Raw genomic sequence first — 13,824 nt, 5'->3', positions numbered from 1 at the left:
TATATTTACAGGGAAGTGCCGGCATGAAACAAATGTATCCGAAAAACGGGAGAGTTATCCTTCATGTTGATATGAATAGTTTTTATGCTTCTGTTGAGATGGCTTATGATCCCTCACTAAAGGGTAAGCCTTTAGCAATCGCAGGAAATCCGGAGGAGAGACGCGGTATTATTGTAACTTGCAGCTATGAGGCAAGGGAATTCGGGGTGAAAACCACCATGCCTCTATGGGAGGCTAAAAAGCTCTGTCCCCAGCTGATTATCATGAAGCCCAATTTTGAGAGATATCGTGCAGCTTCCATGGGGATGTTTGATATATTGCGCGAATATTCCTCCCTTGTTGAACCCGTATCCATTGATGAAGGATATGTGGACATAACAGACAGCTATGAGTTTGGGAGCCCGATAGAAATTGCCGGGACAATACAAAAGCAGGTTTTTCAGCAGCTCGATTTGCCCTGCAGCATAGGTGTTGCCCCTAATAAATTTTTAGCCAAGATGGCTTCCGACATGAAAAAACCAATGGGGATTACAATACTCAGAAAAAGAGATGTACCGCATATCCTATGGCCGATGGAAGTGGAAGAAATGCACGGAGTCGGCAGAAAAACCGGAGAAAAACTGAGAAACCTCAATATCACCACAATTGGCGAATTGGCAAAAGCCGATGAAATTATTTTAAAAGCAGCATTGGGCATTAATGGACCCAGGCTGAAACAAAAGGCCAATGGCCAGGATTTTAGAAAAGTCGATCCCGACTCGGCATCTGAATTTAAAAGTGTAGGGAATTCGACCACACTGCCAAGGGATGTCTCAAATCAAAGAGAACTGCTCCAGGTATTTGAAAAGCTGGCTGCACAGGTTTCTTCCAGATTGAAAAGGAAAAAAGTTATGGCGGTGTCTCTCGGGATTACTATCCGGTATAAGGACCGAAAAACCATTACAAGAAGCCGAAAACTGAAAAATCCGATTCAGCATAATGATGAAATTTACCAAATAGCAAAAGAGCTTTTTATAAAACATTGGAATGGAAATGCAGTACGGCTTCTGGGCATTACAGGAACAGACCTTGTCGAACCCGAACAGGCGGTTAAACAGCTGGATCTGTTCAGTTTTGAAAAAGATGCCAAAAAGGAGCCGTTATTTCAGACAATGGATCTTTTGCGCAAGAAATACGGCACTAAAATAATCGACAATGCGGGTGCACTTTCGGACATGAAATTGACCAGCCCCAAAATCGGCACTGACACCAGTTTTAATAAAGACTTTTTGCATGGCAGGCCAGGAAGAATAGATAAAAAAGAAAAAGATGATCATTCATGAGTTTTTCAGACAGCTATAAGCAAAACTAAGACAGGAAAGTTGAATCAGAATAGGAATCTTGCTAAAGTATAGTGGATTATTTTATTGGATTTTGTATGTAACGCATTAAGCCTGGAAGGGAAGGTAATAAATGATGACGAAATCACAGTTTGGTGTTATCGGCTTAGCTGTCATGGGCAAAAATCTTGCCATGAATATTGAAAGCAGAGGGTACTCAGTATCTGTTTTTAACCGGTCACGTGAAAAAACGGATGAGATGCTTAAGGAAGTGGAAGGAAGAAACTTTAAAGGTACATATACAATTGAAGAGTTTGTTGATTCTCTGGAAAAACCCCGCAAAATCATGCTTATGGTGAAAGCAGGGGGTCCGACAGATGCGACAATTGAGCAGTTAAAGCCTCTGCTGGATAAAGATGATATTCTGATTGATGGAGGGAATACCTTCTTTGTGGATACGCAGCGCCGCAATAAGGAATTAAGCGAGCTGGGCATCCATTTCATCGGTACGGGTGTTTCCGGCGGTGAAGAGGGCGCTCTAAAGGGTCCTTCCATTATGCCTGGCGGCCAAAAAGAAGCCTACGAGCTGGTTGCCCCGATTTTTCAAGATATTGCTGCAAAGGTTAATGGCGAAGCATGCACCACATACATTGGTCCGGATGGGGCAGGACATTATGTGAAAATGGTGCATAACGGTATTGAATACGGCGATATGCAGCTGATTTCCGAATCTTATTTTCTTTTGAAAAACGTGCTTGGTTTGACTGCTGAAGAGCTCCATGAAGTATTCGCAGATTGGAATAAAGGCGAACTTGACAGCTATCTGATTGAAATTACGGCTGATATTTTCACAAAAAAAGATAAGGAAACCGGAAAGCCGCTGGTAGATGTTATCCTTGATACAGCAGGCCAAAAGGGAACCGGCAAATGGACAAGCCAAAGTGCGCTTGACCTCGGTGTACCGCTTCCGATCATTACTGAATCTGTTTTTGCCCGATTCATTTCTGCTATGAAAGAAGAGCGTGTCAACGCAAGCAAAGTTCTTCGCGGGCCAGTTGCATCGGAATTCACCGGCGATAAGAAAGCCTTTATCGAGAGTGTCCGTAAAGCCCTTTACATGAGTAAAATCTGCTCATACGCACAAGGCTTTGCTCAAATGAGAGCAGCATCCGAAGAATATGGATGGGATTTGAAATACGGTGATATTGCAATGATTTTCCGCGGAGGATGCATCATCCGTGCCCAATTCCTTCAAAAAATTAAGGAAGCATATGACCGTGAGCCTGGTTTAAAGAACCTGCTTCTTGATCCGTATTTTAAGGAAATCGTGGAAAGCTACCAGGATGCTGCCCGTGAAATTATCAGCGTCGCTGTAAAGAACGGCATTCCTGTACCATGCTTTGCTGCTGCTTTGTCCTATTATGACAGCTACCGAACAGAAACATTGCCTGCAAACCTTCTTCAGGCACAGCGTGACTACTTTGGTGCACACACCTATCAGCGTACAGACAAAGAAGGCATTTTTCATACAAACTGGATGGAATAAAAAAAGAACAGCGTCCGAGCGGCGCTGTTTTTTCTTTCAAAAAATGAAAACCCCTGCATCAGCAGAGGTTTTCAAATTTATTAACACTGTTCAACATCAAGGTCGGTTACAGGCCACCAGAAGAAGCCGTCTTTTTCAAGCAGCCGGTCTGCTTCTTTTGGACCCATGGAACCGGATTCGTAATTAGGGAAGCCTTCTGCCCTCGTGTTTTCCCAAACGTCGGAAATTTTGTCGACAAAGCTCCAGGAAAGGGCCACTTCATCCCAGTGTGTAAAGTTTGTTGCATCACCGCGCATGCAATCATATAAAAGCCTTTCATAAGCTTCAGGTGTATTCATGTCATCGATGCCTTTGTTGGCAAAGTTTAATTTTACCGGTGTGGCTTCAATGTTTTGGCCTGATTTTTGGGCATTCAAATAAAGGGTAATGCCTTCTTCAGGCTGAATATGGATCACCAGCAGGTTCGGATTTAGCGTTTGCTCAGTCTGATAATACAAGTTCATCGGAATATCCTTGAACTGGATAACAATTTTCGTTGATTTAGCAGCCATCCTTTTTCCTGTGCGGATATAGATAGGCACACCTGCCCAGCGGAAATTATCAATCATCAGCTTGCCTGCTACATACGTTTCGGTGTTTGATTGTTCATCCACCATCGGCTCTTGATTGTAAGCTGGTACTTCCTGTCCATTTAAATGGCCTTTTCCGTACTGGCCGCGGACAAAGTAATCTCTTACCTGATCGCCTTCAATTGGACGCATGGCTCTTAAAACTTTTACTTTTTCAGATCTGATTTCATCTGTTGTCAAGCGGATTGGCGGTTCCATTGCCAATAAGGCAACCATTTGCAGCATATGGTTTTGAACCATGTCGCGAAGAGCGCCGCTTTTTTCATAGTAGCGGCCGCGTTCTTCTACCCCCAGTACTTCGCTTGATGTAACCTGGATATTTGAAATGTAGCGATTGTTCCATAAAGGTTCGAAAATCGCGTTGGCAAAACGAATCACTTCAATGTTTTGCACCATCTCTTTCCCCAGGTAGTGGTCAATCCGGTAAATTTCATTTTCTGAAAAGGCTTTCCGGATTTGCTTATTAAGCTGCTTCGCTGATTCAAGATCATGCCCAAATGGTTTTTCAATGACAAGACGCTTAAACCCATCTACATCTGTCAGGCCATCTGCTTTTAAATGCTCTGCAATGGTTCCGAAAAACTCAGGTGCCATGGCAAGGTAAAAAATGCGGTTGCCTTCAAGGGAATAGTGAGTATCCAATTCTTCGGCCATGCTCTTTAATGCCAAATAGGAACTGGAATCCGTCACGTCATGCGAATGATAGTAAAAGTGAGAAATAAAATCTTCAAGTTCTCCGTTATCTTTTATAGCGGACTCAACAGAAGCTTTAACACTTGCCTGAAACTCATCATTTGATAGCGGTCTTCTGGCAACTCCTACTACGGCAAAGCGATCAGACAGCCTGCCCTTTTTGTATAAGCGGTAAAGTGAGGGAAACAATTTTCTTTTTGCCAAATCCCCTGTTGCTCCAAATATCATTATTAATCCGGCCGGTTTTTCGTTTGTTTTCACGATTCTAGAACCTCTTTTCGACAAAATTTCTGTATGTAAGGCGGGACTGACTTTTGTCCGTCCTCAGCTTGAGAAGAAGCTGTTATATTGCATTGCAAAAAAACGTCTGTACAAGTATAAAATTGTATCTGTTTACAGCTATTTTCGCAAATATTAAGTTTGTCCTTTATACCATAGTTTCTATCTAACGGTCAGGATCTATCCTTTCAAATAACACAAAAAACAATTGTTAAATGAATGAATTCAGAGGCTGCTATGGTATATTGTTTATATTCATACTGGCAAGACAAAACAGGCTTAATCCCTAAATTGCTGGAAGGAGGTATTTTACATATGGACATATTTTTTCTGGGAACGGGAGCAGGAATTCCCGCTAAGCTGAGGAATGTATCCTCGATGGCTTTAAAGCTCCTGGATGAAAGAGGGAGCATATGGCTTTTTGACTGCGGCGAAGCGACCCAGCATCAAATTTTACATACAAGCATTAAACCGAGAAGAATTGAGAAAATCTTTATCACACATCTTCATGGTGACCATATTTATGGTCTGCCCGGCCTGCTTTCAAGCCGCTCTTTTCAGGGCGGTGATACAGAGGTAACCTTATATGGGCCAAAAGGTTTGAAAAAATTCATTGAAGTCTCGCTATCTGTCAGCGGCACATACCTTAAGTATCCTTTAAAGGTAGCTGAAATCACTGAGGGTATTGTGCTTGATGAAGAAGATTTTAAGGTGGAAACCCGCATGCTCGAGCACGGAATATCCTCATACGGCTACCGGATTACAGAAAAGGACCGTCCGGGAACATTGCTTGCGGACAAACTTGCTGAAGCGGGAATCAAACCGGGTCCGATATATAAGAAAATAAAGAATGGTGAAAACATTGAGCTTGAGGATGGAAGTATGATCGAAGCAGAAAATTTCCTGGGGCCGGCTCAAAAGGGAAGAATCGTCACGGTGCTGGGTGATACCAGATTCTGCGATGCGGCAATAGATTTAGCAGCCGGTGCTGACCTTTTAATACATGAGGCAACCTTCTCCGGGGGAGAAGAGAAGCTTGCATACGATTATTTTCATTCGACAACCCTGCAGGCTGCTCAAGTTGCGCTCGAGGCGAATGCAAGGAAACTTTGCCTGAATCATATCAGTTCACGATATGAACGCCAGGATTGGGAGCAGCTTGTGAAAGAATCACAGACCATATTTCCCAATACGGTCATTGCTGAGGACTTTAAAGAAATTCATATCCCGCTTGATAAAGGAGAGGCGAATTAATTGAAGACTTTCTATATCGTACGTCATGCAAAGGCGGAGGGCCAGCCTTTCTCTGCTGAATTGACAGAAAATGGAAGGGGGCAGGCGTTAAAATTAGTTGATTTCTTTAAAGGCAAAGAAATTAATCGCATATACTCCAGCCCTTTTGTGCGGGCGCTGGAAACAATCCGGCCTCTTGCACAATCCAGAAATCTGGATATCATTGAGGAAAGCCGTTTGGGTGAAAGGGTGCTGAGCTCTATTCTTTTTGATGATTGGCAGGACAAACTTAAGCAAAGCTTTTCCGATTTTGAACTCATTTTTGAAGGGGGAGAATCTCATTCATCAGGAATGAAACGGGCATCTTCCCTGCTGGATGAATTAATCGCGTCTAATGAGAATCACATCGTTCTGGTCAGCCATGGCAATTTATCGACGCTGCTGCTTCGTTATTTCGATGAAAATGCAGGCTTTGAGCATCTGATGAAGATGAGCAACCCGGATGTTTTCGAAATTAAAGTAAATGGTGAAGATACCGTATGGAAGCGGATTTGGAATGAAAAGTAATGCCTGGGAAAATTGAATTTTTCAAATTTGGCATTGACGGTTTTCTGCATGCATACTATAATCACACTTATACTTTAAAACATTATAGTAAAAAGCTATGAAGAGACTCTAGTAAGTTTTATCTCCCTGTTTATAGAGAGCCGGTGGATGGTGGAAACTGGCACAAAGATAAAATGAATTTCATCTTGGAGCTTATCTTTCCTGCATATAGCAGAAAAGACGGTAAAATCCGTTATATTTTTGAGTGGAAAGTCACATGCTTTCAAAAAGGGTGGTACCGCGTGAACCTGAATTCACGTCCCTTTTGAAGAATGTGGCTTTTTTGTTTTTAAAAAAATTTGGAGGTACAGGCATGCAGCAAAATGAGCAATGGTCATCGAAGATAGGATTTATTTTAGCATCGGCCGGTTCGGCAATCGGACTTGGAGCTATCTGGAAGCTTCCGTATGTGACAGGAACAAGCGGAGGCGGGGCATTTATTTTATTATTTCTGTTATTTTCCCTTTTAATTGGTTTTCCGCTATTACTGGCCGAGTTTGTGATTGGCCGCAGTACAGGGAAGGAGGCAATCTCGGCATACAAGGATATTGCTCCGGGAACTAAATGGCACTGGATAGGCTACCTTGGCGTATTCACGTGTTTTCTGCTTTTATCCTTTTATAGTGTAATAGGCGGGTGGATTCTGAAGTACATTGTATACGGGGTTACCGGGTCTATGAATGGTGCAGGCAATTATGAGGAGCTATTTGGCGCAGCCGTTTCAGACTCTGTATCTGTTGTAGCGGCACAGGGGATCTTTTTATTCATAACTGTTTTAGTGGTTGCAAAAGGCATCCAGAAGGGGATCGAGCAGGTCAGCAAAATTATGATGCCGGCTTTGTTTCTTTTATTTATTATTTTGATTGCACGATCCCTGACATTGGATAATGCGATGGAAGGCGTTTCGTTCTTTTTAAAGCCTGATTTTTCAAACCTAACCTCTGAAACCGTACTATATGCGATGGGCCAATCGTTTTTCTCTCTAAGTGTCGGGGTATCGGTTATGGTAACGTACAGCTCTTATCTATCTAAAAAAGAAAATCTGATGCAGCCTGCATTTTCTGTTGTCGGAATGAACTTATTTATATCAGTTCTGGCTGGACTGGCTATTTTCCCTGCTGTGTTCTCATTGGGCTTTGAGCCTGCTGCAGGTCCTGGCTTATTGTTCATTGTCCTGCCATCTGTTTTCGATCAGATTATGTTTGGGAGGGTGTTCCTGCTCCTATTCCTTGCACTGTTTCTATTTGCAACCTTAACTTCCGCTTTTTCAATGCTTGAAATTGTGGTGGCTGCCCTGACGAATAAGAATGGAAGTGGCAGAACCCGTGCAGCCTGGCTGACAGGGCTGGCAATCTTTATCGTCGGGGTCCCGTCTGCATTATCTTTCAGCATCTTATCCGATATTTCAATTTACGGCAAAATCATCTTTGATGCTGCTGATTTCCTTGTCAGCAACATCTTGATGCCGGTTGGAGCTTTGCTGATCTCCATATTTGTGTCATACAAAATGAAGAAAGACCTGCTGAGAAGTGAATTGATTCAAGGTTCAAAATCGCTGAATGGAATCTTTTCTGCGTGGTATTTCCTTCTGCGCTATGTGGTTCCTCTGGTTATTATCATTGTATTCCTTGATTCACTGCAGATTATATAATAAAAACGAGGGATGGCATCTGTTAGATGCCATCCCTCGTTTTATGTTACAGCCATCCCCGTTCATATTGCTCAGGAGGTTCGATTGCTGCGCCAAGTTCTTTTGCTGCTGTCCGCGGCCAATAAGGGTCTCTCAGCAATTCTCTGGCAATAAAGATTAAATCAGCCCGCTCGTTTTGGAGGATTTCTTCAGCCTGCAGGGCGGATGTAATAAGCCCGACTGCGCCAGTCTGGATATTCGCACCTTCTTTAATGGTCTCAGAGAATTTGACCTGGTAGCCCGGGTAAGTATGTATTCTGGCCGGCACTACTGCTCCGGAGCTTACGTCAATTAGATCCACTCCCTGCTCCTTCATCCATTTTCCCATTTCTGCATAATCCCTTGCGGTCAACCCTTCATCATGATAATCATGGGCTGATACTCTGACAAATAAAGGTCCATCCCAAACGGCTTTAACAGCTTCAATGACTTCACCGAGGAAGCGATACCGGTTTTCAGCCGATCCCCCATACTCATCATTCCGTTTATTGCTTAGGGGTGAGAGAAACTCATTTATCAGATATCCGTGTGCCGCATGGATTTCAATTACTTCAAAGCCGGCTTTTTTCGCTCTTTCAGCGCCTTTTTTGAATGCCTGGACAGTTTCTGATACTTCTTCTTTTGTCATTTCTTTTGGTGTTTTCATTTTTTCATTAAAAGCAATAGCTGATGGAGCGAGAATTTCTCCTTCAACAGTTGCTTTTCTGCCGGCATGCGCCAGCTGTATCCCGGGTGAAGCACCGTGTTCTTTCATTAGCCCGGTTAATTCCTTCAGGCCTGCGATGTGATCATCATTCCATATTCCCAGATCCTGAGGAGAAATCCGGCCCTGTGGAGTCACAGCGGTTGCCTCCAGGATAATTAATCCCACCTGCCCGACAGCCCGGCTCGTATAATGAGTCCGGTGCCAGTTTTCAACCATTCCGTCTTCATTATGGCTTGAGTACATGCACATCGGTGCCATAACAATTCTGTTTTTAAAGGTGACTCCTTTAATTGTAAAAGGTGAAAAAAGCTTTGTTTCCATAGTTTTTGCCTCCTTATTTCGCTATCCTAAATATTAAGTATATCAGGCAGTTCCATAAATGAAAAAGAACATGCATTCAGGAAGGTGTGTGCTTTCAGCGTTTATTCCTCAGTTCGCTTAACTTATATAATGTACCTCTCCAGACTATGCCACCCCGTACAAAGGTTAGGATGCTGGCGCGGATTATGGAATAAATAAACAGGAGAGCTGTAATTGGAAATACAGTAAACAGGAGCGGAGAAAATTTGGACATTCTTTTTGTAATGATTGTATAAACAGCTGCTAAAAAAAGAATGTTTGCAAGGCTCAGACTGAAAATCATTTTGTCTGTTGAAAAAACGGAGAAAAAGGGAAGCACCTGAGAAAGGAATGTGCCGGCAATTGCAAATAGCACCATGCTAATACGGTAATGAAGGCCAGCAAAAGTATTCTTTTCCAATCCTTTGAAGGCTTCTATTAAACTTTCATACCATTCAACTTCAATCAGGTCCATCGCCGTTGCAAATTTCTGTCTGAGACCGTTTTGTTTGATTTTCATTCCAAGCATTAAATCATCATCAGGCCGCATTTTTATTGCCTTGTGTGTTCCGATTGCTTCATAGGAATGCCTGGACACCATGTTAAATGCCCCAATGCCAACCCCGCTCTTAGAACGCGGATTGTTTGCCAGCCAGGGGCGTTTATAATAGGAGAAGCCAAAAAGAAAAAAAGCAATGAACGTGTTGAGCCAGAAACTCCTGCCTGTCAAACTTGGTGCCGCCGTTAAATGATCAAGTTCATTCTTGCTGAAATAATGAACCGCCTTGCTGAAGGCATCCTTTTTAAATAACACATCGGCATCTGTAAACAGAATTAATTCCCCTGATGATTCCCTATATCCTTTATAAAGAGCGTGGTTTTTTCCCAGCCATCTGCTTGGGAGGGAATCAATATGAATACACTTAACCCTTGAATCCTTTTTCTGAATATGATCCATGATGCTTCCTGTGCTGTCGGCTGAACGGTCATTGACCAATATCCATTCAATGCGTTTATAGCTTTGCCGCAGCTGGGTTTCTAAGCTCTCCGCAAGCTTGGCTTCCTCATTCCTTGCAGCGGTAATAACAGAAAGAAGGGGGCCTTCAGTCATCGTATCGGTATCTTCAAGGCGATCCAGGCTTTTTAGTCCCAGAAGTGAATCAATTAGTACTGCAATCCATACCAGGAGGCTTGCGCTTAATAGAATAATGAGCATTTGCAGGTTTCTCATCCTTTTCTCATAGTTTGCAATAAGACGGCGTTTTATAGGGGATGCTGCCAGCTAAATTTTGACGGTGCTGCTGAAGCTTTGGCCAAGCCGCCTCGATTGGGCTGTCGCTTCCTTGATGCATTCAATGAAAGCTTCCTGCACTCCGTTCGCTTCAAGCACTTTTACACCTGCTTCAGTGGTGCCGCCAGGGCTTGTTACTTCCTTCCTAAGCTGCTCGGGGTCCTTGGCTGATCGGGCCAGCATTTCGGCTGCCCCGATGAGTGTCTGGATGATGAATTCTTTCGCCATACCCTTTTCGAGCCCGATTTCTTCCGCGCTTTTTTCCATAGCTTCCGCAAGATAGTAAATATATGCCGGTCCGCTGCCTGACAGGCCTGTTACAGCATCCAGCTGTTTTTCCTCAACAAATGCTGATTTTCCCACTGTATCAAAAATGCCTCTTACTGCTTTCATCTGTTCTTTGGTCACTCTTTCATTAGCCGATAAGGCGCTTGCTGATTTTCCGACTGCTGCTGATGTATTTGGCATTGCTCTTACGACTGGCAGCTTTTTTTCTGCCAAAAGTTCAATGCTTTCGATCGAAACTCCGGCGAGTACGGAAATGATCAGCATGTCTTCCTGTAAATAAGGCTTTATGAGATTGATGGCTTCCTGAGCATCTTTTGGCTTCATCGCTAAAATAACAGCGTCAGCCCCGCTTAACAGTTCACTAAGATTATAAGTGGCCTGAACGCCATAGGCTTTTTGCAGGGATTGCAGCTTTTCCCTGCTGCATCTGTTTGTCACCCAAATATTGCTGCCGGTAATGAGCCGGCTTTCGACGATTCCTGATATTAACGCTTCTGCCATTGATCCTGCTCCTACAATAGCTAATTTTTTCATTTGCTGTTATTCCTCCTTATTGTTGCTCTATTTACCGGCTGTTAAAAATAAAAAAGCCTTTCCATCCAGTAAAGGACGAAAAGACTTTGCTTCCGCGGTACCACCTTCATTGCCTTTTCTTTCTTCGTGCAGCATGCCTGCCGCAGCCGCTGTGTTTTTGAAAAGGCATCTCGATCCCGATAACGCCGGGGGTGCGTTTAGGTTTTCCTAACAGCTCATAAGGCAGGTTCAATGGTCAAGTGGACGGTGAAGCCTTTCAGCCGCTCGAGCTTCACTCTCTTTCGCCGTTTTCCATTTACTAATCTTATTCATCGCCATGTTTCTGCTGTAGAGTACAGCTTTGATTTATGAAAATCAAATTTTAATTGTGATTATGCAAGAAGACACACTTAGTTGTCAAGAAGTATTTTTTGAAAAATTATCAATATTACATAAAAATTATGTGAAAATAATGACAATTACTAAAAAGAACGGTACACTTATTTTTATATATGTAAATTTCTAAATTATGTTATTGAATTCCGTTAATATATGCGTATGGCAAATGCTGATTTTTTAAGGGGATAACTGAACAGTTTACTTAAAGGAAGCATGCCTGAGGAAGTATATAGAAAAACAGCTTTATTTTATTTAAATATAGTGATTTTAGGGGGATTGTAAAATGGCAAAATGGAAGGATGGTATTGCAAAGCTTGTTATCCCGACACCTTTTCCTGTCGGCGACGTTAATGTATATGCAGTAAAAGGGGAAAAGCTGACTCTTGTCGATGCAGGGCCTAAAACGGATGAAGCATGGGAAGCTTTAAAATCCCAGCTTAAAGAGCTGAATTTAACTCCCGGTGATTTTGAACAGGTTGTTCTCACACATCATCATCCCGATCATGCCGGACTGCTTGACTTTTTCCCGGACAATCTTGATGTGTTCGGGCACCCGTTTAACCAAAGGTGGCTGTCCCGTACTGACGAATTTCTAAAATTTCATGATGAGTTTTACATAAAACTGTTTAACGAATTTGGAATTCCTGAAAGGTATGCTTCCTTTATTAACAAAATGAAAAAGACTTTGCGCTATTCCTGCAATCGTACCCTGACAGGAGAACTGAAGGAAGGCAGCCAGCCTGAAGGGCTTAACGGTTGGACGGTAACGGAGACCCCCGGGCATGCACAGAGCCATATAGGTTTGTTCAGGGAGAAAGATGGTGTATTCCTTGGAGGAGACCATTTGCTTGCACACATTTCACCTAACCCTATCCTGGAGCCGCCGCTTCCCGGCAATGCGGAAAGGCCGAAGCCGCAGCTTCAGTATAACGAGTCTCTGAAAAAACTGCGGCAGCTGCCGATATCCCTTTTTTATTCCGGACATGGGGAGGATATTACAAATGTGAATGGGTTAATAAGCGAAAGGCTTGGCCGCCAGCATGAGCGGGCAATGAAAGTAAAGGCATGGCTTGAGTCCGAATCGCTCACTGTTTTTGAGGTGTGCCGCCGCCTTTTTCCGAAGGTTTATGAGAAGGAGCTTTCCCTGACCATTTCTGAAACAATCGCACAGCTTGACTATTTGCATTCAATAGGAGAGATTTATATAAATAAAGAGGATGAAGCATTCTTGTATTCCGCATCAAAAGAGGTGGTTTGATTGTCAGACAGATTAAAAAATAAAAATGTGATTATCACCGGTGCATCAGGCGGAATCGGGGCGCAAATGGCCGTCCTTTGTGCCGAAAGGGGAGCAAATCTTGTCCTTCTTGCCCGCAGCCTTGACAAATTGCAGGAGCTGCAGGCAGACTTGCGGAAGCGCTTTTCAGTCGATGTATATGTGTATAAGCTTGATGTTTCAGACACTGACGAAGTTTCGGCTGTTTTTTCAGAGATCATTGCCCGGTTTGGTCACATAGATGTGCTTGTGAATAACGCCGGCTTCGGTGTTTTCCGCGAGGCGCATGAAGCAAAAGTTGAAGAAATAAAGGGAATGTTTGATGTAAACGTTGTTGGCTTAATGGCCTGCACGAGCATGGTGCTCCCAGTGATGAGGAAACAGAGGAGCGGCCATATTATTAATATCGCTTCACAGGCCGGCAAAATGGCCACACCGAAATCGAGTGTCTATTCCGCAACCAAGCATGCGGTTCTTGGCTATACAAACAGCCTTCGGATGGAGCTTGCTGACAGCAGTGTATTTGTGACTGCAGTTAACCCTGGACCGATTGAAACCAATTTCTTTACGATTGCAGATGAAAAGGGCACATACGTGAAAAATGTCAGCAAATTTATGCTTAAGCCTGAATACGTGGCCCGCAAGGTAGTCAATGCCATGCTGCGGCCTGTCAGGGAAATCAACCTTCCGCGGTGGATGAATGCAGGGAGCATTATCTATGCCCTTTTTCCAGGACTGTTCGAAAAAATTGGAAAACGCGCATTCAATCAAAAATAAGAAGCTCAGAAGCTGCAGCCAAGTGCCTGCAGCTTCTTTTGTTTTTGGCTGATGAGGCGTCTATCCCGGGGAGAAAGAACCGCTTTTAAGAAAAACCGCGTAAAATTTCCATTGAAACCGAACGCATATTCGCTTAATATAATGGGTATACATATACAGAACGAATGTTCTTGTAATATATATTTTTGGGAGTTTAGAGGGGCTATGCAGCATAGAAGCTGATAAGCAGCGCCTTACGCT

General features: G+C 43.3%; 11 protein-coding genes and 1 other annotated feature. Of the genes, 7 read left to right on the top strand and 4 right to left on the bottom strand.

The window, feature by feature from the left end; genetic code table 11:
• The first annotated feature begins 23 nt into the window (after nucleotides 1-23).
• Together ACTHRG_RS17415 and gndA are read left to right on the top strand one after the other, a co-directional pair.
• Nucleotides 24-1,322 (top strand): DNA polymerase IV, encoded by a 1,299-nt coding sequence (locus ACTHRG_RS17415; RefSeq protein WP_076258111.1) that lies wholly within the window; start codon nucleotides 24-26, stop codon nucleotides 1,320-1,322.
• A 133-nt stretch (nucleotides 1,323-1,455) separates the two neighbouring features.
• Nucleotides 1,456-2,865, top strand: a complete 1,410-nt coding sequence (gene gndA, locus ACTHRG_RS17410; protein ID WP_076258160.1) for an NADP-dependent phosphogluconate dehydrogenase — start codon at nucleotides 1,456-1,458, stop codon at nucleotides 2,863-2,865.
• A gap of 80 nt (nucleotides 2,866-2,945) precedes the next feature.
• Here gndA and zwf read toward each other — a convergent pair whose 3' ends face one another.
• Nucleotides 2,946-4,448: a glucose-6-phosphate dehydrogenase gene (gene zwf / locus ACTHRG_RS17405; protein WP_440231679.1), complete on the bottom strand. Its 1,503-nt coding sequence runs from the start codon at nucleotides 4,446-4,448 to the stop codon at nucleotides 2,946-2,948.
• A 333-nt stretch (nucleotides 4,449-4,781) separates the two neighbouring features.
• On the opposite strand from zwf, the gene rnz reads away from it, so the two are divergent.
• The 3 genes from rnz to ACTHRG_RS17390 all read left to right on the top strand — a co-directional run bounded on the left by rnz (nucleotide 4,782) and on the right by ACTHRG_RS17390 (nucleotide 7,956).
• Nucleotides 4,782-5,720: a ribonuclease Z gene (gene rnz / locus ACTHRG_RS17400; RefSeq protein ID WP_440231678.1), complete on the top strand. Its 939-nt coding sequence runs from the start codon at nucleotides 4,782-4,784 to the stop codon at nucleotides 5,718-5,720.
• Nucleotides 5,721-6,266, top strand: a complete 546-nt coding sequence (locus ACTHRG_RS17395) for a histidine phosphatase family protein (protein ID WP_076258114.1) — start codon at nucleotides 5,721-5,723, stop codon at nucleotides 6,264-6,266.
• Between the two features lie 88 nt (nucleotides 6,267-6,354).
• Nucleotides 6,355-6,572, top strand: a binding site (T-box leader).
• A gap of 46 nt (nucleotides 6,573-6,618) precedes the next feature.
• Nucleotides 6,619-7,956, top strand: coding sequence for a sodium-dependent transporter (locus tag ACTHRG_RS17390; RefSeq protein WP_076258161.1), 1,338 nt, complete (start codon nucleotides 6,619-6,621; stop codon nucleotides 7,954-7,956).
• A gap of 46 nt (nucleotides 7,957-8,002) precedes the next feature.
• On the opposite strand, the gene namA is transcribed toward ACTHRG_RS17390, so the two are convergent.
• The 3 genes from namA to proC all read right to left on the bottom strand — a co-directional run bounded on the left by namA (nucleotide 8,003) and on the right by proC (nucleotide 11,153).
• Complete coding sequence (namA, locus tag ACTHRG_RS17385; RefSeq protein ID WP_076258115.1) at nucleotides 8,003-9,022, bottom strand: NADPH dehydrogenase NamA; 1,020 nt, start codon at nucleotides 9,020-9,022, stop codon at nucleotides 8,003-8,005.
• Between the two features lie 94 nt (nucleotides 9,023-9,116).
• Nucleotides 9,117-10,271 (bottom strand): glycosyltransferase, encoded by a 1,155-nt coding sequence (locus ACTHRG_RS17380; RefSeq protein ID WP_286148403.1) that lies wholly within the window; start codon nucleotides 10,269-10,271, stop codon nucleotides 9,117-9,119.
• A gap of 51 nt (nucleotides 10,272-10,322) precedes the next feature.
• Nucleotides 10,323-11,153 carry a pyrroline-5-carboxylate reductase gene (gene proC / locus ACTHRG_RS17375; protein ID WP_076258116.1) on the bottom strand — a complete coding sequence of 277 codons (831 nt, stop codon included), beginning with the start codon at nucleotides 11,151-11,153 and terminating at the stop codon, nucleotides 10,323-10,325.
• A 661-nt stretch (nucleotides 11,154-11,814) separates the two neighbouring features.
• On the opposite strand from proC, the gene ACTHRG_RS17370 reads away from it, so the two are divergent.
• Nucleotides 11,815-12,789: an MBL fold metallo-hydrolase gene (locus ACTHRG_RS17370; protein WP_076258117.1), complete on the top strand. Its 975-nt coding sequence runs from the start codon at nucleotides 11,815-11,817 to the stop codon at nucleotides 12,787-12,789.
• Nucleotides 12,790-13,584: an SDR family NAD(P)-dependent oxidoreductase gene (locus tag ACTHRG_RS17365; protein WP_076258118.1), complete on the top strand. Its 795-nt coding sequence runs from the start codon at nucleotides 12,790-12,792 to the stop codon at nucleotides 13,582-13,584.
• Nucleotides 13,585-13,824: the final 240 nt, after the last annotated feature.

The organism is Cytobacillus sp. SAFR-174, assembly GCF_051964675.1.
GTDB lineage: Bacteria > Bacillota > Bacilli > Bacillales > Cytobacillaceae > Cytobacillus.
This window is presented reverse-complemented; position numbering and strand designations above follow the sequence as displayed.